Origin of the sequence: Tenacibaculum geojense, from assembly GCF_042676005.1 — a bacterium.
In the GTDB taxonomy this organism is placed as follows: Bacteria; Bacteroidota; Bacteroidia; order Flavobacteriales; family Flavobacteriaceae; genus Polaribacter; species Polaribacter geojense.
This window is the reverse complement of sequence record NZ_JBHTJR010000045.1, coordinates 146,099-170,432: the sequence shown is the minus strand read 5'-3', so window position 1 is coordinate 170,432 and position 24,334 is coordinate 146,099. Positions and strand designations below refer to the sequence as shown.

The window sequence follows — 24,334 nt, the reverse complement described above, 5'->3', positions numbered from 1 at the left end:
AGGTTTATTATAAACTTTCTACTCTTTTAATTTTAAAATGTACAATATGAAAGTTGTGAAAAATATTTTTTTAGGAATAGCCTTAGCGGTATCTGGTGTTGCACTAGCACAAGCGCCAGCACCTGTATCAATAGTTAAAGATGGGGTGTCATCTGTAGGAAGAACGCCTATTGATTGTGCAGACTGCGAAGTTGATCAGATTGATAAAAAGTTTATGGATACCGATGGGTATGAAAATAAAGTAGCTATTCAACAAGTTGGAGGAACTAACCAGGCGTTTGCTCGTCAGAAAAACGGTATCAATAACGGAGCGTCTATCAATCAAGATGGTGTTGATAATTATGCAAGGACAGCACAGTTTGGTAATGATCATAGAGTTTTTGTAACGCAATATGGTGAAGGAAATACAGGTAGAACTTTACAGAGAGGAAGAGGGCAGTATGCAGAACAAAATGTAGTTGGTGAATTTAATAATGCGTCTATTCGTCAGTACAGAAGAAGAAATGAAGCGATACAAAACCAAGAAGGTACTTACAATGTTGTTTCTGCTTACCAAAGAGGTGTTGAAAACGTATCGGTTCAAAATCAATCAGGTGCTTATAACAGTGCTGAGGTAGTTCAAAATGGGAATGCTAATGCAGCACAACAAAACCAATTAGGAACGTATAATTTTGCCAATGCTTATCAAACAGGTGCAGGAAATGTTTCTGTTCAAAGTCAAGAAACCGCAGATGACGGATGTAACTTTTCAACAACAAATCAAGAAGGAGAGAGTAATACATCGTGTGTTGATCAATTTGCAGGTGCTGGTGGTTTAAACTGTAGTTTAGTAAATCAGTTTGGAGCAGAAAACAGTACAGTTGTAGACCAAAATGCTATGAATGCAACTAATAACTCTTGTGTTTTACAAGTTGGAGTAATGAATAAAGCACAAGTTATTCAAGGTAAATAGTACTTTATTAAGTAGAGAGGTTTTCCTCTCTACTTTTTTTAATTTTTTAAAATAATGAAACAATTACACACCCTAATAATCTTGTTATGTATGCTATTTGTTGGTTTAGTATATGCGCAAGATGATGAAAAATTACCAAGCTTTTTCTCAACTGAAAATGAGTTTACAACCACGCAACTACCTGTTTTAATTAATGGGGCAGATTATTTGCAAGTAAACAGTAATTCAAAGGCAACAACGCTTCAGTCATCAATTTATTTACAGCAAATTGGGGAAAAGAATGAGGTGTTCATTCAAAGTCAAACAGCAACCTCACAACTAATAATTCAAAAAGGAGATGTTAATAATTATTTATACAAAGATTATCAGTTTGACCCAGCTATAAAACTAGGTGTTTTACAACACGGAAAAAATAATTTTTTAAAAATACATGGAGCAAATTCTATTATAAATAATGCTAAGATTATACAAAGTGGAGGAGCTCAAATAACAATTACTAGTTTTTAATAAACCATGAAAAAGAAGATAAGTATTCTATTATTTATACTAGGTTTTTTATGTAGTGAAGCGCAAGAACAAGCAGTTTCAGTAGACGGAGCTATAAAATTGATTAAAAAAGACAATTTTTTAAACCTAAGAGCACAAATTATTAATAAAAAAGATGTGTATGTAGATGAGCTTACCTATAACTTTTTAACTATCAAAAAAAACGAAAAAGGAAATTATTTTAAAAATAACCAGTCTGGAGATTTTTCGCTTAGTCCAAAAGAAGAGAAGTACTTATCAACAGTCAGGATTAGCTTAACTGATAAAGAACAGTTACGTGTTTTTTTATTTATAAAGCATAAAGATAAATTGTTAAGAAGAGATACTCTATTTATCAATGTACCAGAAAAACCAAAAGTTGCTGCAAAAAGAAAAACCAATCAACAACCAAAGCAGATAGATGAATCACAATTTTTTATTAAAGGAGTGGTGATTGATGAAGCTATTACTAGAATAGGAAAAGATTTTCATGATTTTTTTTACCAAGAATATCTTGTGTCTGGTAGAAAATATCCATTCATAATTAAAATATCAGAAAAACCTGCTATGGGACGAAGCAGTATTATTGCTGTAGAAGCTCATGGTACCAAAATACACGAATTTTTTGCCAAACCAGAAGAAGAGTATTTAAAACAAAACGTAGCACTTACTATGAGGCGCTTAACCAGTTTTGTAAGAAGTAAAGGCAATAATTTATTCAATAGAAGAATTTAACGATACCATATATAAATACAAACAAACTAACTAACCAATTACATTATGAAAACACAATTACTCTTACTGTTTTTTTGTATGTCCAGTCTTGTCTATTCGCAAGATATTGTATACAAACCCATAAGTCCTTTTTTTGGAGGAGATTCTTTTAATTATCAACAAATAATGGCTTCTGTAAATGCTCAAAATGATTTTACAGAAGAAAGTCAATCTGGTTTTAACGAGCAAAGTGAGTTAGATAATTTTACAGATAGTTTAAATAGAAGATTATTAAACTCGTTATCACAAAGTTTATTTCAAGAACAATTAGGTGATGCAGAGCTTACTGTTGGTACTTATTACTTTGGATCATTATTGGTTGAAATCACACCAGGCATAGATGGTTTAAACGTAAGTATTTTAAATACTCAAACGGGGGAACAAACACAAATAACAATTCCAGGAAACGGTTAAAATATTTACTATGAAAAAGGGTATTATATGGGTATGCCTACAACTTATGTTAGTATTAACAAGTTGTGGAGCATACTTAAATCAGCCGTTTGTGCAATCGAGGGCACGAATAGGAGAAAACACATCACCAGCATCAATAATACAACAATATCCACCTAGTGAAAAAATTGTAGTAGGTGTTTATAAATTCAGAGATCAAACAGGGCAATATAAACCTGTACAAAACGGATCTACTTTTAGTACTGCAGTTACACAAGGTGGTACAACTATTTTATTAAAATCACTAGAAGAATCTGGGTGGTTTAGACCTATTGAACGAGAGAATATTGGGAATTTGTTAAATGAACGACAAATTATCAGAAATACACGCCAAGAGTATGCTAACGGAAAAAAGGTAACAATGCCACCGTTACTATTTGCGGGTACAATTATAGAAGGAGGCGTAGTTTCATACGACTCAAATATTATAACAGGCGGGTCTGGTTTACGATATTTTGGAGTAGGCGCATCCAATCAATACAGACAAGATAGAATTACGGTGTATTTACGAATTGTATCTACCTCTACCGGAGAAATTTTAAAGAATGTGTATGTATCAAAAACAATATTATCACAAGGAATATCTGCAAATTTATACAGGTATGTTTCTTTAAGAAGATTGTTAGAGGCAGAAACAGGGGTTACTAAAAATGAACCGGCGCAATTAGCAGTTAAAGAAGCTATAGATAAAGCAGTAGAGCTTTTAATTATAGAAGGTGTTGTAGATGGTGTTTGGAAACCTAGCGGCGGTAAAAAAGCAGTAGATGTTATAACAAACTATTACCAAGAAGAGAAAACACTTGCAGATAACACGTTACTTTTTAATAGGAAGCAAGAAGTTAGACGAGCACGAAACTCCATGAGTGCTTTGGCAGGTGTTAGTAGAATAACAGGTGACTATTCCAACCCTGAGTTTGCCTTCGGATTCGATTTAAAATTTAAATATTTATTTAATAATCCAAGATTAAGTTTTGGAGGATCTGTAGGTAGGTTTGAAATAAAAAATACAGGAATTTTTCACGAAGCATTTTTAACGTCTTCTATAAATTTTGAATACAACATTTTACCATACGATAAATTAACTCCTTATGTATATACAGGTTTTGGTTCTGTATCAAAAGTAAATTTAGATAATACCTTTTTTAAACTTCAGTTAGGCGGAGGTTTAGAGTATTTACTAACCAATAAAATAGGATTAATGCTAAATGCTGAAAGTATTTTTATGCTTTCTGATGATTTAGATGGGCAATCTATTGGTACAAAAAATGATCAAATTTGGAGAGTAGGCGCCGGAATTAATTTCTATTTCTAAAAATTGAAAAGATGAAAAATATAATAAAATTAACAATACTATTCTTAGCTATTCATCTATGCGTTAGCTGTGGAGAAGACGGAACCATCGGATTAGAAGAATACGGAAACTTAACGGGTAAAGTTGTTACCAAAACAAACTTCGAGCCCATAGCAAATGCAAAAGTAACATTATCACCCACTAACAATACTGTGTTTACAGATGAAGAAGGAAACTTTGAATTTACAGGAGTTGTAGCACAAGATTATTCAGTACAAGCCAACAAAGAAGGTTATTTGGATAGTTTTGAGCCGGCTACAGTAGTAAAAGATGGCGCTATAAGTGTGGTGATTGAGATGGATGTTTCTACAGCATTAAATCAACCACCTTCGGTACCAGAGTTAATAAGCCCAGCAGATGGGGTTAATAATTTAGAAAATACCGTACAGTTAGTTTGGTCTTCATCAGATGTAGACGATGATGAGCTTCGTTACACCATTATTTTGCAAAATGACTTTAATAATGAGATAATAACGCTAGATAACCAAATAGATACTGTGTTAACATTGCAAAGTTTACGTTTTGGTGCCAAATATATCTGGCAGGTAATAGCCAATGATGGTATAAATGAGGAGGTGATTAGCGGAACAAAATCATTTACCATAAAACCAGATCCTGGAAATAGATTTTTTTACACTAAAAATAGTAATGGTAATAATGTGGTGTATTCAGGAAATTTTTCTGAAGATAATGGAGTTACTGACGAATTGATGTTAACGGACAGTAGCAAAAATTCTTGGAGACCCAGAAAAAATAATACAGCAGGCTTGGTAGCTTTTTTACAAACAGACAATAATCAAACACATATATATACCATGCAGCCTAACGGTGATGAGGTGCAAAGAGTTACGTCAACAATTCCTGTAGCAAGTTTTAACTTAAACGAAGTGGATTTTGCATGGTCTGCAGATGGAGGCAGGTTGTTATATCCCAACTTTGATAAATTGTATGTAATTAATAAAGATGGCAGTGGCTTGCAGTTACTACATCAAAACCCAGACGGAAAATTAATAACTGAATGTGATTGGAGTGAAGATGGAAGTAAAATTGTAATAAAAGCAAATAATTCTAGTGGATATGACGGCGATATTTATACAGTAGATACCAACGGGAATATTTTATCGAGAATTGTATCTGATGCTGTGGGGGCGTTAGGAGGGCTGCAATTTTCAGTAACTGGTAACAAAATATTGTATACCTATGATATTTCAGAGTTTCAATCGGCCAATTACAGACAATTAAATACACATATATTTATTTATGATGTACTAACCGCTACTACTTTTGATGCTTCTTCAGAAAAACTTCCAGGCACCAATGATTTAGATCCTCGTTTTTCACCAAATGAAGCAGAAATTATTTTTGTAAATACCTCAAACGATGGTATTTCATCAAAAAACATCTACAAAACAACATTAGTTACAAACAACATAACAAGAACGCAAGTTTTCCCAGATGCGTTTATGCCCGATTGGAAATAAACAGCATCACCCAACCGAGAGCCGAATGTGTAAAAACATTCGGTTTTTTTATGGTTTACATCTTCAGAAAAACTAAATTTGCCCAACAACAACACAACACCATGAGTAAAGAAGTTTCTAAACGCTATGCGCAAAGAGGAGTATCTGCCTCTAAAGAAGATGTTCACAACGCTATTAAGAACATTAACAAAGGTCTTTTTCCTAAAGCATTTTGTAAAATAGTACCCGATTATTTAACCAATGATGATTCGTATTGCCTAATTATGCATGCTGATGGTGCTGGTACCAAATCATCATTAGCTTATATGTATTGGAAAGAAACAGGTGATATATCTGTATGGAAAGGGATTGCGCAGGATGCTTTAATTATGAATATAGATGATTTATTATGTGTAGGAGCTACAGATAATATTATGTTATCATCAACTATTGGAAGAAACAAAAATTTAATACCAGGAGAGGTCATTTCTGCCATTATTAATGGTACAGAAACGTTAATTGAAGAGCTTAAAGAGTTTGGCGTAACCATCCACTCTACAGGAGGAGAAACAGCAGATGTAGGTGATTTAGTTAGAACTATTATTGTTGATTCTACAGTAACTGCACGAATGAAAAGAACAGCGGTAATAGACAATGCCAACATTAAAGCTGGAGATGTTATTGTAGGTTTAGAATCTTTTGGTCAAGCAACATATGAAAAAGAGTACAATGGCGGCATGGGAAGTAATGGTTTAACTTCTGCTCGTCATGATGTTTTTTATAAAGAATTGGCAACTAAATATCCAGAAAGCTTTGATGCGGCAGTACCGTCTGACTTAGTATATGCTGGATCGGTTAAACTAACCGATGAGGTGCCTAATTCACCGTTAGATGCGGGGAAGTTAGTTTTATCACCAACAAGAACGTATGCGCCAATAATTAAGGCTATTTTAGCCAAGTATTCTTCAGAAGAAATACACGGAATGATTCATTGTTCGGGAGGTGCACAAACAAAAATTTTACATTTTATAGACAATTTACATGTTGTAAAAGATAATATGTTTGAGGTACCGCCATTATTCAAATTAATTCAAGAGCAATCAAAAACCGATTGGAAAGAAATGTACCAGGTTTTTAACTGTGGACATCGTATGGAGTTATATGTTTCGCCAGCAGTAGCTGAAGATATAATTGCTATTTCTAAATCATTTAATGTAAATGCTCAAATAATAGGAAAAGTAGAAGCATCTGCAGAAAAAAAGCTTACTATAAAAAGTGAATATGGTACTTTTGAGTATTAGAAAAATTCATCAATAAAATCTTTATAAAGGTACAGACTGGGGTCAATAACTTGGCCCCATTTTTTTGTGATTTATTTTAAATAGTAAATAAAGTATTGCTGTGCTTTTTACCAATATTTTCTAATTCTTTAGTTTCCATTCATGGCATTTTAGATACGGGTAAAAGTAATCATAAACTTTAGGTAATGCGTAGTATTAATTTTAGTTTAAAATCCAATAAAAAATCGTAAATTCGCACTCCAACAAAAGATACTATGTTAGACAAGTTACAGATAGTAAAACAACGTTTTGATGAGGTGTCAGATTTAATTATTCAGCCAGATATTATCTCTGATCAAAAGCGTTATGTACAATTAAATAAAGAATATAAAGACCTTGGAAAGGTGGTTAAAAAAGCCAACGAGTACGAAGGTTTACTTAATAATATTGAAGAGGCAAAAGAAATTATTGCCGATGGGAGCGATGCCGAAATGGTAGAAATGGCAAAAGCCGAAATGGACGAAGCCAAAGAAAGAATTCCTGTTTTAGAAGAAGAAATTAAATTCTTATTAATTCCAAAAGATCCTGAAGATGGTAAAAATGCAGTAGTAGAATTACGTGCAGGAACAGGAGGGGATGAAGCAAGTATTTTTGCTGGAGATTTATTTAGAATGTATTCTAAATATTGTGAAGGTAGAGGCTGGAATGTATCTATTGTTGATTATTCTGAAGGTACGAACGGAGGATTTAAAGAAATTCAGTTTGAAGTTAGTGGAGAAGATGTGTACGGAACTTTAAAGTTTGAAGCCGGAGTGCACCGTGTACAACGTGTACCACAAACAGAAACACAAGGTAGAGTGCATACATCTGCAGCTACGTGTATGGTTTTTCCAGAAGCTGAAGAATTTGATGTAGAAATTAATCCAAAAGATGTTCGTATTGATTATTTCTGTTCATCAGGGCCTGGAGGACAGTCTGTAAACACTACATATTCTGCGGTACGTTTAACGCACATACCTACAGGTTTAGTAGCACAATGTCAAGATCAAAAATCTCAGCATAAAAATAAAGAAAAAGCGTTTAGAGTATTACGTTCTCGTTTATATGATTTAGAGCTAGCAAAAAAGCAAGCTGAAGATGCAGAAAAAAGAGGGTCGATGGTAACATCAGGAGACAGATCTGCAAAAATTAGAACTTATAACTATCCACAAGGTCGTGTTACCGATCATAGAATAGGTTTAACACTGTACGATTTACAAAATATAGTTAACGGAGATATTCAAAAAATTATTGATGAATTGATGTTAGCAGAAAATACTTCTAAATTAAAGGAATTAGGAGAAACTATTTAAAAAAAGCTCAACCATTTGGTTGAGCTTTTTCGCTATAATTTGTAAGGTTTTATTATAAATTGTACTTTCGCGCCAGAGTTATATTATCTACAGAGAAGGTTTTCTTCAATTTTTAGTTTCGCTTCCTATTTAAATTAAAAATTTATCAAAACATTTTCAGCTTTTTCATGAGGTAAATTTAGTTCTAAGTAACCTACAAACATGTGGGCTGATGTTTTATTAATTAAAAATTTTTATATGTTAAGAATTATAGTAAAAGAAGGTGAAAATATAGATAGAGCCTTAAAAAGATACAAGCGTAAATACAGAAACGTTAAAGTATTACAAGAGTTAAGAGACCGTAAGCAATATGTAAAGCCATCGGTTTTAAGAAGAGCAGAAATTAAAAAAGCAGCTTATAAAGAGCAACTTTTTAAAGAAGAATAGAAAAAAAGCAACTCATATTGAGTTGCTTTTTTTTTTGATATTGTCCCGTTTTGAAATAGCGTTGCATTAAAATTGAGGTATAGTAAAAATGATTTTGCCAAATTATGCAGAGAGATTCTACTTTTTTAAAAGCTTAAAGTAGTTTAAGGTCTTGGTTACTGTTTTCTCACATGTGCTCAAGTTCTATCTAAATATGGTATTAATTAAGCTTGGTAGAATTAAACTTTTTTCTATGTTAAAAGATTTCCGAACAAGACTTTTTAGAATCAGATTTATTTCTAATCTAATTTTTTTCCATTTTGTGGTTGTAGTAATTTTAATCATGGTATTTGACTAAATTTAAAGACCATTATTTGGTTTGATGTAAAACTATAATATAAAATATTTCAATATTCAGTTTGGTTTTACCTTTTATGAAAATTACATGCAGTATGAATCAATAAAATAATTACATATAAAGTAGTGAGTTTATTTTAATAGGTTTTGCATATATATTTTTTTATCATATATCTAGTGATTGGTTTTAAGGTTTTTCCTGTTTCTGGATGTAAACCCAATGAAGTAAATAGGTCTAATTTTCCGTTTCTATTCTTTTCATACCAAACCTTTACATTTCCTTTATCATCAAAAAAATTGGTATCACAAGTTGCTTCAATTTTTTTGAAATTGTTAATTCTTTCTTCTTTAAACAATTTAAGTTGATTCAATTTGTATTTTTTTGTATCGAAATCAACCTCTTCATAATGATCTACTTTCCAAACCATCCAACGTTGTTGATCAACAGTAAAAAAATAAACCATTATTAAACATATCAATACAGTTAATGAAATAAGCAAGGGTTGCTTAAATTTAAAAATAGTATTCGAAAAACTAGCATTAACTCTTCCTTTTTCATTTAAATTATTTGATTCTAAAAAAGCATTGTAATTATCATACCCCAAATAGTCACATAATGCTTTTAATACATCAACTTGTTTGATTTTTGCTTTATTATTATAAATATCTCTTAACCTCTTATCCCCAAAACAAACCTTATAATCATCCAATAACAACTCAGAAAGTCTTTTAGATGTTTGAGTTTTAGTCAAATTTAAACCTTCATTTTTAAAATGATCATTCTTCATTTTATCAAAAGCCAATTGAATTAATACGTTATGCATTTTAGTTAGTTTTTATGAAAGAATAACTAGGAAAAAAACAGGAAATACAATTCCTAAAACTTTCTCATTTGTTTCCTAATTTATTCCAGACTTCCAGGAATGTAACAGCTTGATTTGTACTGAACTTGATGTTGATGCTTATTCAAATATAAAAAGAAATATGAACATCATCAATTCAAACTTTAGTCGTGTGTATTGAACTTTAAAAGGGAAGTACAAGTACTTTACACACTTCTAATCACTTCCCAAAAAGGCCTTTTTAAATGGTGTTTAACACTCATTAATATTCGATAAAAACTATCGAACAAGAAAACTATTGTCAAAAATTTAAATAAGAAAAGATGAAAAAAACAATCATATTTTTATTAGCCCTTATGTGTATTACAAGTTTTACATCGTGTACAATTGATGAAAGTGAGGAGTTAATTTTAGATGAACAATTACTGCAAAACACCGGTGGAGATGATGAAGGTGATACACCACCACCACCGCCACCTGCAACAGTAGGATAATTTTAAAAAGTATAACTTAAAATTAGTTTATTATTTTAGAGGAATGAAAAAGATTAAAATTTCATTCCTTTTTTTAGTATTAGTTAGCGGATCATTAACTCCAACTTTTTTACATGCTCAATCTGCTAATGATAGTTTGTTGTATTATTATAATTCATTTTATCAAACCGAAGATAAAGCAAAAATAATATCAGTGTATAAATATTATGAAAAGCATAAAGATTGGAGTTTAAAGCAAAATGATACACTAACGGCAATTCAAAGTTTACGATTTTTAACCATTATTCAGAAGAAATTAGGCGTTTTTAATGATGCTGAATCGTCTGCAGTACATGGATTAAAATTAGCAAACAACTACTCGGATACATCTGCCATATTAAAAGAAGCAAAATCAGGATTGTTGATAGATTTAGGAATTATTAATAGACATTTTCGAAATTATGAAAATGCTTTGATGTATTATCAAAAAGCATTAAAACTTACACATAAAAAGACTTCTAAAAATATTATTCTTAATAACATTGCATATATATACAAAGAAAAGAAAGAATACACTAAAGCTTATAAATTCTTTGATGATGTATATAAAAGAAGCATAGAAAGCAATGATAAAAAGCAAATAGCTAGATCATTAAGTAATCTAGGTCATGTTAAATCAAAATTAACCAAAACAGGAGGTTTAAATGATCTCAAAAAAGCATTAGAAATACGAAAAAACATAAACCACATACCAGGAATCATAGCGAGTTATCTTCATCTTTCAGAATATTATTTGGATATAAAGCAAAATTCAAAAGCATTAAAATATGCTTTTAAAGTTCTAAAAATAGCCAAAGAAAAAGGAAATATCAACTACAAATTAGATGCCCTTTCACTCATTTCTCAGATTCAAGGGAACGAATATGTTCTTGAATACAAAAACATGATTGATAGTATTGCTGTAGCTAAACAAACAAATGAAAATAAATTCGCTGCGATGAAATATAATTTTTCAGAAGAAAAAAGAAAAGCAGAGAAGGTAAAACGACTTTTAGCTGAAGTGAAATTGAAAGAGGAAAAGCAAAAAAGAATGAAGTTAATCTATTTAATAATCGGGTTATTAATTCTTATCGTTTCTATTTTCTCATATTATATCCTTAAAATTAGACATAAAAAAGAGGTAATACAACAAGTTTATAATACTGAAACACGAATCTCAAAAAAAGTACATGACGAAGTTGCAAATGATATGTTTTACATTATGAGCAAACTTCAAAATGAAAATATTAATGAAAAGGTTATAGATGAGCTAGAAGAGGTTTACATTAAAACTAGAGATATTTCTAAAGAAAATAGTAGGATTAGCACAGATGGCAACTTTAGTGAGCATTTAGAAGATTTATTCTTGAGTTTCAATGAGAACCATGTTCAAATAATAACAAAAAATAGTAAAAATATTAATTGGGAGAAATACTCTGATGAGTTCAAAACTGTAATTTTTAGAGTTATTCAAGAATTGTTAGTAAACATGAAAAAACATAGCAAAGCTTCAATAGTAGTCATTAATTTTAATCAAACAAGAAACACACTACAAATTGAATACAATGATAATGGAGCAGGTACTACCTTAAAAAAGTTAAATGGACTATACAATGCGGAAAACCGTATTAAATCAATAAAAGGAAGTATTATTTTTGATTCAAAACCTAATGCAGGGTTTAAAGTAAAAATCACTATTTAAAAAGATGTTTAGTAAAGTACTCATATCTGATGATTTAGGAAGTATTAATGAAGGTGTTACTTCAGTTTTAAATGAATTAAATATTAAACTTTTCGACAAAGTACAATACTGTGACGATGCCTACTTAAAACTAAAAAAAGCTAAGATTGATAGTAATCCTTATGATTTAATAATTACTGATCTATCTTACATACCAGATCATAGAGAGCAACGATTTTCTTCAGGTGAAGAATTAATTAAAGCCATTAGAGAGGAAGGTTTTAATTTAAAAATAATTGTTTTTTCAATAGAAGATAAAATTCAAAAAGTAAGAGCATTACTAGAAAAATATAATATTAATGCGTATGTATGTAAAAGTAGATACGGCTTAAAAGATCTGAAGTTAGCAATTGAAAAAGTGAATAATAATGAAACATGGGTTTCAAATCAAGTACAACAAGCACTTAGTAAAAAAACGACATTAGAAATTACGGATTATGATGTAAACTTACTAGAATCGCTCGCTAATGGACTATCTCAAGAAGAAATTAGTATACAATTTAAAAACAAAAATTTATCTCCAAGTAGTTTAAGTTCCATTGAAAAAAAATTGAATAAATTAAAAATACAATTCAAAGCAAATAATGCTATCCATTTGGTATCAATAGTCAAAGATTTAGGTGTTATATAATAAGATTACTAAAACTTTATAAAATTAAAAAAACTTAACTCTTAATATTACTTTTAAAGAGTTCTGTCTTCTTAATAATTTAAGGTTGAAAACTTTACCTATAAGGTTTTTATTTAAAAAGTGATTTAAGTTTGTTAAAATGGATTCCAAAACCACTAAAAAAAATGGGGCGTTACCAAAAAAGCCAAATGAGTAGGGTAAAAATAAATTAGAAAATAAATTAGAAAATAAATTAAAATGAAAAAGCACTTATTTTTATTATGTATTGTTAGTATGTTATCAAGTTGTTCATCAGATGAAAATGAATTAGAAAACCCTATAATTGGAACGTGGCAACAAATAGATTTAATCATTAACAACCAAAGTTCTGATTCAGAATGTATAGAAAAAAACACAATTACATTTAATAGTGATTTTTCCTTACGTTGGCTACGACACACACAACCTAACTGTAATCTTGATGACGGAGGGTATACAGGAACTTGGGAAAAAATTGACGATACTAACTATAGTTTGAGAACAGATGAAAATTTTATTCTCACAAAAAATGGAAATGAGATTTCTATTCAAGAATCGAATAACAATTCAAGAACTTGGATATTTAAAAAGTAGAATAGAACATTATCAAAATCAAAAAATCAATCAGTTAGCATAATTAGTTATTTATTTTGATTAGTATAAGTTAAGTGAGCCTTACGGGAACCCGTAAGGTTTTTTTTGTCTGTTAATTTAAGTTTGTTAATCAATCAATTACCCTGTTATTATGCACGAAATTTCTGAAGAACTAAAAGCTCATTTCTTACGACTATACAGTATGGCTTTCACAGATGATAACTTTCATCAATTAGAACTTAAAATGCTGTATCGTTTTGCCGAGGAGAGAGGAATTCCTAAAGAAACTTTGGATACATTATTGTTAAATCCATCTTCTGTTGAAAAAAGCATTCCTAATGATCTTATCGAAAAAATCACTTACTTATATCAATTATGTGAAATGATATGGGCTGACGGTAAAGTAGATGAAAATGAAAGAAATAATTTAAAAAAATACATTCGCTTATTTGAGTTTGAAGAAGAAAACATAGAAGAACTTGCAGAATATCTATTAAATGCTGTCAATAAAAATATCAAATTAGAAGAAGTTTTAAAACAACTATAAATCATGATAAAAAAACTGAAAGATTTGGTAAAAACCAAAACAGAAGAAAAATCAAATGAATTAGATAGTGGTAGAGTGATTCAATTAGATGAGCGTGAACGAAAGCAAACTTATCATGAAGCTGGATTTAGAGATAGTACAAGAAACTTTGGAGATAAAATAGCGCTGAACATTTGTCTTCAAGCCATATATGCTAAGTTTCAAAATGAAGAAAAAATAAATAAAACAAAGCAAAACGAATACAACGAACCATATTTATCAGAAAAATCAGAAAAAGAAACTGAGATAAAAACAAAATCAGTTGTTTTTGATAACATATCTGAAAAAATTGAAAAGCGAAAAAAAGGTATAGAAAACCTAAAACATGAAATAGCAGATATTCCAAACAACCCTGAGAAATATGGGATTGATGCCAAAAAAGGGGCTTCGTTAAAATTTTGGATAGGAATTATACTTATTGTTCCTATTAGCATCTATTTAATAACTTTTTATGTATCAACATCTTATTCTGCATTCTTTAAACAATTTGAAATAGGTGATGGCGTGATGCAATCCATTCTGGATGCGAATGCATTTACCAAAGCGTGGTCTGATGGCCCATTGGAAGGATTGTTTGTAACCTTTATTCCCTTTGTGTTTATGGGATTAGGTTTTTTGATCCATATGTTTGGTGAAGTAAAAAACACCTCCAACACATTAAAAGTAATAAGTTTATTTATAGTGACTTTTGTATTTGATGCCATTTTAGCCTATCAAATAGAAAACAACTTATATGATTTATCAAAAAGCATTTCATCTCCAGAATTCTCGCTACCTATTGCCTTTCAAAAAGTAGCTTTTTGGGGAATCATTTTTGCAGGGTTCATTGTCTATGTAATTTGGGGCTTAGTGTTTGATTTTATATTGAAAGAACACAAGGAGAAAGACAAAATAAAAATGGCGATTGATGCAAGAGTGAATAAAATTAAAATTGAAAAAGAAAATATTGATGGTTTAGAACATAAACTACACGATATTAAAGAAGATATTGAAACTATTAAAGGAAGAATAGAAGAACTAAAAAGGCTTATAAATGGTGTCATTATTCCTGTTAAAGAATATCATTTATACGCTTCTGAATACATGCAAGGTTGGATCACATCAATTAACCAAAACTTGCATGGTTCTTTTACCAAAAAGCAAGATTTAATTCATGAATGTAATGAAACCTATAAAACACATATTATTGAAGTAGGTTCAAATAATGAATATCAAAATAAAATCTTTTTATCTCAATCTTAATACCATGAATAACTTAAAAGTATATAAAATCATTAAATTAACTACAACTCTTCTACTTGTGTTGCTATTAGTAGAATGCAAAGCAGAAAATACATCTGAAATAAAAAAAGAAACTGAAGCAAAAGAAAACAAATCTACTTCTGATTGTCCTAATTACTTACTTAAAAACAAAGAAAACAACTGGAATGTAAGCATATTATTGGATCTTTCAGATAGAATTAGTGAAACAAAGTATCCAAATCCAACTATGGAGTATTTTCAAAGAGACTTAGGATACATCCAAACTATAGCTACAAGTTTTTTAGACCATATAAAGACAAAAAAAATGGTGTTAATGAATGATTACATGCAGCTGTATTTTGAACCTGAACCTGCTGATGCATCAATTAATGAAAAGGCAAAACAATTACAAATTTCATTTGATAAAAATCTCACACAAAAACAAATTAATGAGTTTGAAAATAAATACGCTGCTATTCCATCTGAAATCTATTCAATTGCAAGGAGTAATAGTACATATTTAGGATCTGACACTTGGCGCTTTTTTAAAGACAAGGTAAAACGATATTGTATTAAAGAATGTAATAGAAATATTCTTGTAATACTAACTGATGGTTATATGTTTCATGTAGATAGTAAATTAAAAGAAAATAATCGTACATCTTACATTACTCCAAAAACATTAAGAAATTTCGGCTTGAATACTAGCTCTTGGGAAAATAAAATGAAAGAGAAAAATTTTGGGTTTATTCCTGCTAACTCTAATCTAGAAGAATTAGAAGTATTAGTTTTAGGAGTAGTTAATCATGATAAAAAAGCAAACCCATATGGCTTTGATATCATGAAAAAGTATTGGGAAAATTGGTTTGATTCAATGGGAATAAAAAAGTATCAGGTATATGGAGCTGAACTTCCTGCAAATATGGAAAATACGATAAACCAGTTTTTAAATAACTAACCTATAAAAAAGCGAAGTCGACATATAGTAAGCTATTTAGTAGTATTCTTAATCTGCTCATTGTCATGCACCAATGCTCAAACTGTTTATTTAACAAAGTCTGGTAAAAAATACCACAAAAAGGAATGCAGGTTTTTAAAATATTCAAGCATAGAGATTGAGGTTCAAAAAGCTATTTCTTATGGTTTTTTACCTTGTAGAGTTTGTAAACCAATTTATTCAGTAAGTAAAGAACTAAAAAAAAGAAACACAAGCACTCAATGCCTAGGGAGAACAAAGTCAGGAAAAAGGTGTAAAAGACTAACTAAAAACACCTATAATAGGTGTTTTCAACATCAAGCTTATTAATGTTTGTAATTGTAATCAATACGTTTGAGTTGTTAACTTAATTTATTCACATTAAAAAAAGCCATTATAAATCCTTGAATACTAAAACAAAAGTCAACCTTTAAAAAATTTAAAACATTAAAAAGTTAACTATATAAAAGAGTTCTATACAATTTGTAAAAAAATATTGAGTCGGAATTTGCTGAAAAATGACTATAAACGGAAGTAAGCTAATTTAAACATTTATGAAAATGAATAAACATTATTTACAATCTAAATTAAAATCTACTGGAACAGCCTATGTATTATGGTTTGTTCTTGGTGCTCACTATGCCTACTTAGGAAAATGGGGAACTCAAATCTTATATTGGATAACATTTGGTGGAATCGGAATTTGGGCTCTTATTGACCTTTTCACAATGTCTAGTAAAGTGAATAAACATAATGCTATGATTTTTCAACAAATAGAAGAAATTGATAAAAAAGAAAAAGACGCTGACCACGCAAGAAATATGGCTATGGTGGCTGCTGCAACTGGAAATAGAGCTAAATTAGAATAAAAACTGTATACAACATTGATTATAAGAAATTGCTTGTACTCACCTACTCCTGAAAATTCTCGTGGATTTTCAGTTTGGTGTGTACTTGCAAAGTTAAGTACTAACGCACGCAACTACTCATAGCCAGAACCGTTAAAAACTTTTTTTCTTTATTACAGTATTACTGCAATTATTTCTACCTTGCTTTTATTATTTTAGAACTTTAAAAAAATAGCTAATTAATCTTTTACAATGTCTTCAACAAAAATTACGTTATCACAACTTGAACAATACTTATCAAAGGCTGCATGGATATTAAAAGGTCCTGTGGATGCCTCAGATTATAAAGTTTATATTTTTCCACTGTTGTTTTTTAAAAGATTGTCAGATGTATATGATGAAGAATATCAATTAGCTTTAGAAGAATCTGATGGAGATATTGAGTACGCTTCCTTACCTGAGTTTCATAGATTCGAAATCCCAGATGGTTGTCATTGGAAAAATGTAAGAGAAACCACTACTAATATAGGATTAGCTATTGAAAAAGCTCTTCGTGGAATTGAGCAGGCTAATCAGGAGTCTTTATTTGGAATTTTTGGTGATGCACAATGGAGTAACAAAAATAAACTTTCTGATAGGCTGTTAATCGATTTAATAGAACATTTTTCACAATACACTTTATCAAACTCAGTAGTAGATCCAGACATTTTGGGTAACGCATATGAATATTTGATAAAGCACTTCGCTGATCTTACAAATAAAAAAGCAGGAGAATTTTATACCCCACGTTCTGTAGTACATTTGCTAGGTTTAATTCTAGATCCTCATGAAGGAGAAACTATATATGACCCTGCTTGTGGTACTGGAGGTATGTTATTAGAATGTGTAGACCACTTAAAGGACAATAACGAAGACTACAGAACACTTAAATTATTTGGTCAAGAAAAGAACTTAACCTCAAGCTCTATTGCTAGAATGAATATGTTTCTTCATGGTATTGAAGATTTTCAAATAGCTCGAGGAGACACCCTTAGAGATCCAGCCTTTTTTGTTGCAGATGGTCTCAAAACTTTTGATTGTGTTATTGCCAATCCACCTTTTTCTTTGAAACAATGGGGAGCAGAAAACTGGGTAAATGATCCTTATGGACGAAATATAGCTGGTGTACCACCTAAAGGAAATGGTGACATGGCTTGGGTACAACATATGATTAAATCAATGAATAGTACTGGGCGAATGACCGTGGTTTTACCACATGGTGCTTTATTTAGAAAAGGGGCTGAAGATGAGGATTATTTCGGAGAGAACTTTATGAAAATATTAGATTATGAAGTTGTTAGTGTGTTTAGTTAATTTATTTACTGAAAAGTGCTAAAAATTTAAAATTTTTAGCACTTTTTACTTTAGTATATACCTAACATTTGTTTGGAGTTATTAAGAACAGTATCAAAATAAATTTTATCTTCTAAGGTTTTTGTATCAAGAAGCTTTTGAAAATCGTAATAATTACCATCATTATTACCGTATAGGGCTCTAATTTTTTTGTCAATTAACTTTACTTTTTTAGTATTTTCTATCCACTCAGACCTTTTACTATTGGTTAAGGTGAAATTTTTATGAGCTAAAATTCCGTTATACATTTTCTTTAAATAAGGTTCAGCCTGTTTTAAGTAGAGTTTAACTTTTCTTTTTGTCTCAATTTCTATTTTAGATAATTGTTTTGGTGCTCTTTCTACCATATATTCATTATAAATGTCTATGGTATTATTATAAAAATCTGCACCAGAACCATCTACACTTTTGTAGTATTTGTAAATTGTATAATTGTTGTCAACTATTTTATCTAAAACTTGATTTCTATATGTATTATCTTTAATATTATTCTTTGTTGCCACATTAACTTTTCCTGCAACAATATATTTCCCCTTAATTTGTGTAAAGATATTAGCAGGTGATAGATATTTTAAATTCACTGTTTTTTTTGGAACCTTAGCCCATAATTCTCTCTCGTTTAATTGCTCTAGATTGATTGGCTTTCCTTTTAACCTTTCCGACTCTAATTTTGCTCTTTCTAGCAAATCTGAATTATTAAATTCAATACCTCTAAAATGTGAAGTCCACATATCTTGACGTTTTAGTAAATCGAAAGTTGATTTAAAATTACTTAATATATTTTCTCTTTCAACTCTTAATTCTTTCTTCCTTTTTTTTCTTTGGTCTTTATCAAGGTTTTTAAGTTCATCAAATTGCTTATTTAGTTCTTCATAGTTTAAGATGAAGTTTTCAATAGTTTTATTATACTTTCCATCATGTAGAGGTCTTCTATATTCAGCATTATAATCTGGAACTTTAAGTTCTCCTTCTTTTAAAATGTAAAAACTGTGATTCTCTATATCTTTAAATTCAAAACTTTCTTGGCAATAAGATGTTGTAATGCTTAAAATGTGTGATAATAAATAAATTATCAATATTGTCTGTCTTTTCATAAAATCTTTAATTTTTTATTAAACAAATGTATCAAAAGGTTATGATATATCATAACCTTTTGATTTGTTTAAATCTAGAACTTGTCATTATAATTATGACAGATTCAGAAAAGGAATATCTAAAAGCTATAGGAAAGAGAATATCAAAGTTGAGAAGAGCAAATGGCTTTAGTCAATTAGATGTATGTGCAATAATTGAAATGGAAAAACCTAATCTCTCAAGTATAGAAAATGGTAGACAAAATTTCACAGCTTTAACATTAAAGAAAATTGCTGAAGCTATCAATGTTGACGTAAAAGATTTTTTTATTGATGAGAAAAATGAAGCTGATAATCAATCTTGTTCTGGTAGTATATAACTAGCAGAATACTGAAGATTTTCTTTTAAAGCTTTATAGTTTTCAAAAACCCTTCTATACCAAAATTTTTCATCAGGGTATTCTTCCATTACTCGTACATCATAATATTCTCCATCTTTCCATGGTTCAATACCTGATATTGTAATGCCATACTTTTCAATTCTATTTAAAATAATTTCAAAATCAGACTCATTAAAGTAGTAGATATATGGGCTGTCAAACCCGTTATTTAAATTAACTAGTCCTTTGTAAAGGTTTTCTACTAAATATTTATGTTTTTTTGTAAATGTCATATCTTACAAAGTTACAAGATATAGCTTATTATTCTTTAAAATTATTGTTTGTTGCTGCTATTATTGATACATTTAGAGTCCTTAAAAAATGAAGTGAAAAACTTTTTTATCTAAAAACAAACTAGCTAAAATGGCAATTAAAAAATCGGATTTATACAGCTCTTTATGGGCAAGTTGTGATGAGTTACGTGGCGGAATGGATGCTTCTCAATACAAAGATTATGTACTAACAATGCTTTTTGTAAAGTATGTGTCAGATAAGTATGCGGGTAATCCTATGAGTTTAATTGAAGTGCCTAAAGGAGCTTCATTTGATGATATGGTAGCTTTAAAAGGACAACCCGATATTGGCGACCGAATCAACAAAGAAATTCTTAGACCTTTATTTGCAGCCAATGGTTTAGAAGGAGCTATGGAATTAGCCGATTTTAATGATGATGAAAAATTAGGTTCGGGAAAAGAAAAAGTAGACCGCTTATCTAAACTTATTGCCATATTTGAGCATGAAGGTTTAAACTTTAAAAATAACCGTGCTGAAGATGATGATATTCTTGGAGATGCGTACGAGTTTTTAATGCGTCATTTTGCAACCGAGTCTGGAAAAAGCAAAGGACAGTTTTATACTCCCGCAGAAGTATCTAGAATTTTAGCCAAAGTAATAGAAGTAGATAAAGCAGATAGACCATCCTATACTGCATATGACCCAACCTGTGGTTCGGGTTCTTTATTATTAAAAGTTGCTGATGAAGCTCCTAATGGCTTAACCTTATACGGACAAGAAAAAGATATTGCTACCAAAGGGTTAGCTATTATGAATATGTGGCTTCATGGGTATCCAGAGGCTTCTATTGCAAGTAAAAACACCATTGCTTCTCCACAATTTAAAGATGACGGACAATTAAAGCGTTTCGATTTTGTGGTAGCAAATCCACCGTTTTCTGTAAAAAACTGGACAAGTGGTATTGTACCTATGAATGATGAATTTAATCGTTTTAAAGGCTACGGAATTCCTCCAGAAAAAAATGGAGACTACGCTTTTTTACTGCACATTTTAGCCTCGTTAAAAAGTACAGGAAAAGGTGCTGTTATTTTACCGCACGGGGTACTTTTTAGAGGAAACGCAGAAGCAGAAATTAGAAAGAACATACTAGAGCGTAAGTGGATTAAAGGAATTATTGGTTTACCCGCAAACTTGTTTTATGGTACAGGTATTCCCGCATGTATTATTGTGTTAGACAAAGAACATGCTAACGACCGTGAAGGTGTGTTTATGATAGATGCTAGTAAAGGCTTTAGTAAAGACGGAAACAAAAACCGTTTACGAGAACAAGATTTACACAAAATTGTAGATGTATTTAACTCACAAACCGAAGTAGAAAAATACGCTCGTTTTGTGCCTTTTTCAGAAATTGAAAAGAATGAGTACAACTTAAACATACCTCGTTATATTGATACTCAAGAAGCGGAAGACATTCAAGATTTAAACGCACATTTAAACGGAGGTATACCACAAAAAGATGTAGATGCCTTACAAGCATATTGGACTGTGTACCCAAATTTGAAACAAGAATTATTTAGCACCTTAAGAGAGGGTTATTTACGCTTAAATGTAGCAAAATCTGAGATTAAGAATACAATTTACCAACACCCAGATTTTATTAGCTATAACGATACGCTAGACACTATTTATAAAGAATTCACCACAGCAAACCATGCCTTTTTAAATAGTATTGATATTACTACCAAACCCAAAGCCTTTATTAAAACCATTGCAGAAGATTTACTTACACGTTATGCTAATAAAGCGCTGATTAACAACTATGATGTGTACCAGCATTTGTTAGACTATTGGAATACCATTATGAAAGATGATGTGTATTTGTTAATAGAAGACGGTTGGGTAGCCAAAACTAAGCGAATTATTGAAAAAAATAAAAGTGGTAAAGAAGTAGATAAAGGGTGGACGTGCGATTTATTACCTAAGCAATTAATAATAGATACCTACTTAGTCAAAGAGCAACAAGCATTACAAGCTGTAGAAGCTGAGTTAGAAACCATACAAGCCAATAGTACAGAATTGATAGAAGAACATGCTGGCGAAGAAGGATTGCTAAATGAAGCTACCAACGATAAAGGTAGCATTACCAAAACCACCCTAAGCAAGTTTATAAAAGAGATTAAAGGCAACCCAACCGAAGCAGAAGCCTTAGCCGTAGCTAACCAATTATTGAAGCTTTTTACTAAAGAGGCTAGTTTAAAAAAGGATATTAAAACAAAAACAGCTGTTTTAGATGAACTTTGTTTAGCGCAATATGGAAAACTAACTGAAGAAGAAGTACACCAGTTGGTAGTAGATAAAAAATGGTTAGGAAGTTTACAGGCTACTTTACAAACGGAAATTGACGCCATTTCTCAACGTTTAACCAGCCGTATTAAAGAATTAGCAGAACGTTATGAGAATACGTTAACCGAATTAGATAGCACCACCAATGAATTGGAAAACAAGGTAAGTGAGCATCTTAAAACAATGGGATTGGTATGGAATTAGTAACGAAACAGGGTTTTAAGAAAACTGAAGTTGGAACTCTCCCAAGTGATTGGAGAGTAAATCCTTTAGAGTATTATTTCAAGTACATCTCATATGGCTTTACTAACCCTATGCCTACATCTAATAGTGGGATTTATATGATAACAGCCAAAGATGTAAACTATGGCAAAATATTATACAATTCAGCGAGACTAACACCAGAGTGGGCGTATAATAAGTATTTAACAACTAAAAGCAAACCAATTAAGGGTGATATTCTTTTAACCAAGGATGGTACTTTAGGTCGATTGGCATTGGTTGATGACAAGAAAATATGTATTAATCAATCGGTTGCTGTAATTAGACCTAATGAAAAGGTTGATTCATTGTTTTTGAAAAAATTACTTGAAAGTAATTATTACCAAAGGGTTATGATAGAAAATGCTGGAGGTTCTACCATAAAACACATTTACATTACAATTGTAAATAAGATGCATATAGGTGTTCCACCAACCCTAAAAGAACAAAAAGCCATAGCCACTGCTTTAAGTGATGTAGATGACCTTATTACTAGTTTAGAAACCTTAATAGCTAAAAAACAAGCCATAAAACAAGGTGCTATGCAACAGTTGTTAACGCCTCCGCACAAAGGTGGTAAACGCTTACCTGGGTTTTCTGGTGAGTGGGTGGAGAAAGTTATTGGTAAAATAGGAATTACCTATGGAGGGTTATCTGGAAAATCAAAAAAAGATTTTGAAGATGGGAAATATCCATATATCACCTTTTTAAATGTGATGAATAATGTAGTAATAGATACATCAATTTTTGAATACGTTCATATAAAACCAGGAGAGCAGCAAAACAAAGCGAGAAAAGGCGATTTATTTTTTAATACTTCATCCGAAACACCAGAAGAGGTTGGAATGTGTGCAGTTCTGAATGAGGACATAGGTGAATTGTATTTGAATAGTTTTTGTTTTGGTTTTAGATTGAAAGAGGATAGTAATGTTTATGCATATTTCTTTTCTTATTTAATCAATTCTTCTATTGGTAGAAATTTGTTTTTATCCTTAGCTCAAGGAGCTACGAGATATAACCTTTCTAAAAGTAATTTTAATAAACTTATAATAGAAGTTCCTTCAAAAAAAGAACAAAAAGCTATCGCTGAAATCCTTTCCGATATGGATGCTGAAATAGAAGAATTAGAAACTAAAAAAGCTAAATACCAACAACTCAAACAAGGTATGATGCAAGAGTTGTTAACAGGTAAAACAAGGTTAGTATGTGTTTAGTTTTTTATAACAACTGGGAGTTTTATACTACAGCAATTGAAATTGCTGTTACAATTGGGCTAGGTATTATTGTTTGGTATTCAACTAAAAAGTTTAATAATAATCAGCTTGAAATAGCTAATCATCAACTTCAAAAACAACTGTTTAGTGAATTTAACCAACGGTATGATGTATTAAATGACCACCTAGAAAAGATATGTAAGTTCAATTCTTTAGAAGAATTACAATCTAAAAAACCAAAAAAATATAATTTCCTAAGAAACAAACTCAACGATTATTTTAATCTCTGTGCCGAAGAGTACTACTGGTTTAAAAAAGGACGTATAGATAAAGATGTTTGGCTTTCTTGGGAAAAAGGAATGAATTCATGGTATGCTAATTATCCTATAATTAGAGAAGCATGGGAAGAAGAATATAATTTATTTGGAGCAACATCTTTTTATTTAAAACCAGGAGAAAACTTTTTTAATAGTTAATG

The 24,334-nt window shown here is 30.7% G+C and carries 25 protein-coding genes; 22 read left to right on the top strand and 3 right to left on the bottom strand.

What is annotated here, in order from left to right:
- Nucleotides 1-46: 46 nt before the first annotated feature.
- From ACFQ1U_RS08270 to rpsU, 9 genes are all read left to right on the top strand, one after another.
- Nucleotides 47-952: a hypothetical protein gene (locus tag ACFQ1U_RS08270; RefSeq protein ID WP_386107207.1), complete on the top strand. Its 906-nt coding sequence runs from the start codon at nucleotides 47-49 to the stop codon at nucleotides 950-952.
- Nucleotides 953-1,006: 54 nt separating this feature from the next.
- Nucleotides 1,007-1,459 carry a hypothetical protein gene (locus ACFQ1U_RS08265; protein WP_386107205.1) on the top strand — a complete coding sequence of 151 codons (453 nt, stop codon included), beginning with the start codon at nucleotides 1,007-1,009 and terminating at the stop codon, nucleotides 1,457-1,459.
- Between the two features lie 6 nt (nucleotides 1,460-1,465).
- A complete protein-coding gene (locus tag ACFQ1U_RS08260; RefSeq protein ID WP_386107203.1) occupies nucleotides 1,466-2,212 on the top strand; it encodes a CsgE family curli-type amyloid fiber assembly protein in 747 nt (248 codons plus the stop codon).
- A 45-nt stretch (nucleotides 2,213-2,257) separates the two neighbouring features.
- On the top strand, nucleotides 2,258-2,665 hold the full coding sequence (locus tag ACFQ1U_RS08255) for a curli assembly protein CsgF (RefSeq protein WP_386107201.1): 408 nt from the start codon (nucleotides 2,258-2,260) through the stop codon (nucleotides 2,663-2,665).
- Between the two features lie 10 nt (nucleotides 2,666-2,675).
- Nucleotides 2,676-4,016 (top strand): CsgG/HfaB family protein, encoded by a 1,341-nt coding sequence (locus ACFQ1U_RS08250; RefSeq protein WP_386107199.1) that lies wholly within the window; start codon nucleotides 2,676-2,678, stop codon nucleotides 4,014-4,016.
- Nucleotides 4,017-4,027: 11 nt separating this feature from the next.
- Nucleotides 4,028-5,536, top strand: coding sequence for a carboxypeptidase regulatory-like domain-containing protein (locus tag ACFQ1U_RS08245; protein ID WP_386107197.1), 1,509 nt, complete (start codon nucleotides 4,028-4,030; stop codon nucleotides 5,534-5,536).
- Between the two features lie 101 nt (nucleotides 5,537-5,637).
- Nucleotides 5,638-6,816 (top strand): AIR synthase related protein, encoded by a 1,179-nt coding sequence (locus tag ACFQ1U_RS08240; protein WP_386107195.1) that lies wholly within the window; start codon nucleotides 5,638-5,640, stop codon nucleotides 6,814-6,816.
- Between the two features lie 254 nt (nucleotides 6,817-7,070).
- Nucleotides 7,071-8,147 (top strand): peptide chain release factor 1, encoded by a 1,077-nt coding sequence (gene prfA / locus ACFQ1U_RS08235; protein WP_386107193.1) that lies wholly within the window; start codon nucleotides 7,071-7,073, stop codon nucleotides 8,145-8,147.
- Between the two features lie 237 nt (nucleotides 8,148-8,384).
- The gene (rpsU, locus tag ACFQ1U_RS08230; RefSeq protein ID WP_386107191.1) at nucleotides 8,385-8,573 is read left to right on the top strand and encodes a 30S ribosomal protein S21; all 189 of its coding nucleotides are present in this window, start codon (nucleotides 8,385-8,387) and stop codon (nucleotides 8,571-8,573) included.
- A 473-nt stretch (nucleotides 8,574-9,046) separates the two neighbouring features.
- On the opposite strand, the gene ACFQ1U_RS08225 is transcribed toward rpsU, so the two are convergent.
- Nucleotides 9,047-9,733: a hypothetical protein gene (locus tag ACFQ1U_RS08225; protein WP_386107189.1), complete on the bottom strand. Its 687-nt coding sequence runs from the start codon at nucleotides 9,731-9,733 to the stop codon at nucleotides 9,047-9,049.
- A 341-nt stretch (nucleotides 9,734-10,074) separates the two neighbouring features.
- On the opposite strand from ACFQ1U_RS08225, the gene ACFQ1U_RS08220 reads away from it, so the two are divergent.
- The 9 genes from ACFQ1U_RS08220 to ACFQ1U_RS08180 all read left to right on the top strand — a co-directional run bounded on the left by ACFQ1U_RS08220 (nucleotide 10,075) and on the right by ACFQ1U_RS08180 (nucleotide 18,252).
- Nucleotides 10,075-10,245, top strand: coding sequence for a hypothetical protein (locus ACFQ1U_RS08220; protein ID WP_386107187.1), 171 nt, complete (start codon nucleotides 10,075-10,077; stop codon nucleotides 10,243-10,245).
- Nucleotides 10,246-10,288: 43 nt separating this feature from the next.
- Nucleotides 10,289-11,965 carry an ATP-binding protein gene (locus ACFQ1U_RS08215; RefSeq protein ID WP_386107185.1) on the top strand — a complete coding sequence of 559 codons (1,677 nt, stop codon included), beginning with the start codon at nucleotides 10,289-10,291 and terminating at the stop codon, nucleotides 11,963-11,965.
- Between the two features lie 4 nt (nucleotides 11,966-11,969).
- The gene (locus ACFQ1U_RS08210; RefSeq protein ID WP_386107183.1) at nucleotides 11,970-12,635 is read left to right on the top strand and encodes a response regulator; all 666 of its coding nucleotides are present in this window, start codon (nucleotides 11,970-11,972) and stop codon (nucleotides 12,633-12,635) included.
- A 237-nt stretch (nucleotides 12,636-12,872) separates the two neighbouring features.
- Nucleotides 12,873-13,247: a hypothetical protein gene (locus ACFQ1U_RS08205; RefSeq protein ID WP_386107181.1), complete on the top strand. Its 375-nt coding sequence runs from the start codon at nucleotides 12,873-12,875 to the stop codon at nucleotides 13,245-13,247.
- Nucleotides 13,248-13,398: 151 nt separating this feature from the next.
- The gene (locus tag ACFQ1U_RS08200; protein ID WP_386107179.1) at nucleotides 13,399-13,794 is read left to right on the top strand and encodes a TerB family tellurite resistance protein; all 396 of its coding nucleotides are present in this window, start codon (nucleotides 13,399-13,401) and stop codon (nucleotides 13,792-13,794) included.
- Nucleotides 13,795-13,797: 3 nt separating this feature from the next.
- Nucleotides 13,798-15,075, top strand: a complete 1,278-nt coding sequence (locus tag ACFQ1U_RS08195) for a beta-carotene 15,15'-monooxygenase (protein WP_386107177.1) — start codon at nucleotides 13,798-13,800, stop codon at nucleotides 15,073-15,075.
- A 4-nt stretch (nucleotides 15,076-15,079) separates the two neighbouring features.
- Nucleotides 15,080-16,033, top strand: coding sequence for a hypothetical protein (locus ACFQ1U_RS08190; RefSeq protein WP_386107175.1), 954 nt, complete (start codon nucleotides 15,080-15,082; stop codon nucleotides 16,031-16,033).
- A 578-nt stretch (nucleotides 16,034-16,611) separates the two neighbouring features.
- On the top strand, nucleotides 16,612-16,920 hold the full coding sequence (locus tag ACFQ1U_RS08185) for a TM2 domain-containing protein (RefSeq protein WP_386107173.1): 309 nt from the start codon (nucleotides 16,612-16,614) through the stop codon (nucleotides 16,918-16,920).
- Nucleotides 16,921-17,151: 231 nt separating this feature from the next.
- A complete protein-coding gene (locus tag ACFQ1U_RS08180; protein ID WP_386107171.1) occupies nucleotides 17,152-18,252 on the top strand; it encodes a type I restriction-modification system subunit M in 1,101 nt (366 codons plus the stop codon).
- Nucleotides 18,253-18,302: 50 nt separating this feature from the next.
- Here the strand turns inward: ACFQ1U_RS08180 and ACFQ1U_RS08175 are convergent, their stop codons facing one another.
- Nucleotides 18,303-19,385: a hypothetical protein gene (locus tag ACFQ1U_RS08175; protein ID WP_386107169.1), complete on the bottom strand. Its 1,083-nt coding sequence runs from the start codon at nucleotides 19,383-19,385 to the stop codon at nucleotides 18,303-18,305.
- A gap of 95 nt (nucleotides 19,386-19,480) precedes the next feature.
- On the opposite strand from ACFQ1U_RS08175, the gene ACFQ1U_RS08170 reads away from it, so the two are divergent.
- Entirely contained in the window at nucleotides 19,481-19,744 is a 264-nt protein-coding gene (locus ACFQ1U_RS08170) for a helix-turn-helix domain-containing protein (protein ID WP_386107167.1), read from the top strand.
- On the opposite strand, the gene ACFQ1U_RS08165 is transcribed toward ACFQ1U_RS08170, so the two are convergent.
- Nucleotides 19,720-20,037, bottom strand: coding sequence for a hypothetical protein (locus ACFQ1U_RS08165; RefSeq protein ID WP_386107165.1), 318 nt, complete (start codon nucleotides 20,035-20,037; stop codon nucleotides 19,720-19,722). The genes ACFQ1U_RS08170 and ACFQ1U_RS08165 overlap by 25 nt on opposite strands.
- A gap of 130 nt (nucleotides 20,038-20,167) precedes the next feature.
- Here ACFQ1U_RS08165 and ACFQ1U_RS08160 point away from each other — a divergent pair, with 130 nt between their 5' ends.
- The 3 genes from ACFQ1U_RS08160 to ACFQ1U_RS08150 are packed head-to-tail and all read left to right on the top strand — an operon-like array spanning nucleotide 20,168 to nucleotide 24,332.
- The gene (locus ACFQ1U_RS08160; RefSeq protein ID WP_386107163.1) at nucleotides 20,168-22,585 is read left to right on the top strand and encodes a type I restriction-modification system subunit M; all 2,418 of its coding nucleotides are present in this window, start codon (nucleotides 20,168-20,170) and stop codon (nucleotides 22,583-22,585) included.
- Nucleotides 22,576-23,856, top strand: a complete 1,281-nt coding sequence (locus ACFQ1U_RS08155; RefSeq protein WP_386107161.1) for a restriction endonuclease subunit S — start codon at nucleotides 22,576-22,578, stop codon at nucleotides 23,854-23,856. Before ACFQ1U_RS08160 ends, ACFQ1U_RS08155 begins: the two co-directional genes overlap by 10 nt.
- The gene (locus ACFQ1U_RS08150; protein ID WP_386107159.1) at nucleotides 23,847-24,332 is read left to right on the top strand and encodes a hypothetical protein; all 486 of its coding nucleotides are present in this window, start codon (nucleotides 23,847-23,849) and stop codon (nucleotides 24,330-24,332) included. The genes ACFQ1U_RS08155 and ACFQ1U_RS08150 overlap by 10 nt, the downstream gene beginning before the upstream one ends.
- The last annotated feature ends 2 nt before the right edge of the window (nucleotides 24,333-24,334 follow it).

Excerpts from the sequence above, each read along its gene's own strand:
- ACFQ1U_RS08190 (WP_386107175.1), top strand. The coding sequence starts at position 15,080 with ATGAATAACTTAAAAGTATATAAAATCATTAAATTAACTACAACTCTT.
- ACFQ1U_RS08220 (WP_386107187.1), top strand. The coding sequence starts at position 10,075 with ATGAAAAAAACAATCATATTTTTATTAGCCCTTATGTGTATTACAAGT.
- ACFQ1U_RS08205 (WP_386107181.1), top strand. The coding sequence starts at position 12,873 with ATGAAAAAGCACTTATTTTTATTATGTATTGTTAGTATGTTATCAAGT.
- ACFQ1U_RS08165 (WP_386107165.1), bottom strand. The coding sequence starts at position 20,037 with ATGACATTTACAAAAAAACATAAATATTTAGTAGAAAACCTTTACAAA.
- ACFQ1U_RS08240 (WP_386107195.1), top strand. The coding sequence starts at position 5,638 with ATGAGTAAAGAAGTTTCTAAACGCTATGCGCAAAGAGGAGTATCTGCC.
- rpsU (WP_386107191.1), top strand. The coding sequence starts at position 8,385 with ATGTTAAGAATTATAGTAAAAGAAGGTGAAAATATAGATAGAGCCTTA.
- ACFQ1U_RS08210 (WP_386107183.1), top strand. The coding sequence starts at position 11,970 with ATGTTTAGTAAAGTACTCATATCTGATGATTTAGGAAGTATTAATGAA.
- ACFQ1U_RS08270 (WP_386107207.1), top strand. The coding sequence starts at position 47 with ATGAAAGTTGTGAAAAATATTTTTTTAGGAATAGCCTTAGCGGTATCT.
- ACFQ1U_RS08245 (WP_386107197.1), top strand. The coding sequence starts at position 4,028 with ATGAAAAATATAATAAAATTAACAATACTATTCTTAGCTATTCATCTA.
- ACFQ1U_RS08215 (WP_386107185.1), top strand. The coding sequence starts at position 10,289 with ATGAAAAAGATTAAAATTTCATTCCTTTTTTTAGTATTAGTTAGCGGA.
- ACFQ1U_RS08150 (WP_386107159.1), top strand. The coding sequence starts at position 23,847 with ATGTGTTTAGTTTTTTATAACAACTGGGAGTTTTATACTACAGCAATT.
- ACFQ1U_RS08195 (WP_386107177.1), top strand. The coding sequence starts at position 13,798 with ATGATAAAAAAACTGAAAGATTTGGTAAAAACCAAAACAGAAGAAAAA.
- ACFQ1U_RS08155 (WP_386107161.1), top strand. The coding sequence starts at position 22,576 with ATGGAATTAGTAACGAAACAGGGTTTTAAGAAAACTGAAGTTGGAACT.
- ACFQ1U_RS08250 (WP_386107199.1), top strand. The coding sequence starts at position 2,676 with ATGAAAAAGGGTATTATATGGGTATGCCTACAACTTATGTTAGTATTA.
- prfA (WP_386107193.1), top strand. The coding sequence starts at position 7,071 with ATGTTAGACAAGTTACAGATAGTAAAACAACGTTTTGATGAGGTGTCA.
- ACFQ1U_RS08180 (WP_386107171.1), top strand. The coding sequence starts at position 17,152 with ATGTCTTCAACAAAAATTACGTTATCACAACTTGAACAATACTTATCA.
- ACFQ1U_RS08185 (WP_386107173.1), top strand. The coding sequence starts at position 16,612 with ATGAATAAACATTATTTACAATCTAAATTAAAATCTACTGGAACAGCC.
- ACFQ1U_RS08200 (WP_386107179.1), top strand. The coding sequence starts at position 13,399 with ATGCACGAAATTTCTGAAGAACTAAAAGCTCATTTCTTACGACTATAC.
- ACFQ1U_RS08160 (WP_386107163.1), top strand. The coding sequence starts at position 20,168 with ATGGCAATTAAAAAATCGGATTTATACAGCTCTTTATGGGCAAGTTGT.
- ACFQ1U_RS08170 (WP_386107167.1), top strand. The coding sequence starts at position 19,481 with ATGACAGATTCAGAAAAGGAATATCTAAAAGCTATAGGAAAGAGAATA.
- ACFQ1U_RS08260 (WP_386107203.1), top strand. The coding sequence starts at position 1,466 with ATGAAAAAGAAGATAAGTATTCTATTATTTATACTAGGTTTTTTATGT.
- ACFQ1U_RS08175 (WP_386107169.1), bottom strand. The coding sequence starts at position 19,385 with ATGAAAAGACAGACAATATTGATAATTTATTTATTATCACACATTTTA.
- ACFQ1U_RS08225 (WP_386107189.1), bottom strand. The coding sequence starts at position 9,733 with ATGCATAACGTATTAATTCAATTGGCTTTTGATAAAATGAAGAATGAT.
- ACFQ1U_RS08265 (WP_386107205.1), top strand. The coding sequence starts at position 1,007 with ATGAAACAATTACACACCCTAATAATCTTGTTATGTATGCTATTTGTT.
- ACFQ1U_RS08255 (WP_386107201.1), top strand. The coding sequence starts at position 2,258 with ATGAAAACACAATTACTCTTACTGTTTTTTTGTATGTCCAGTCTTGTC.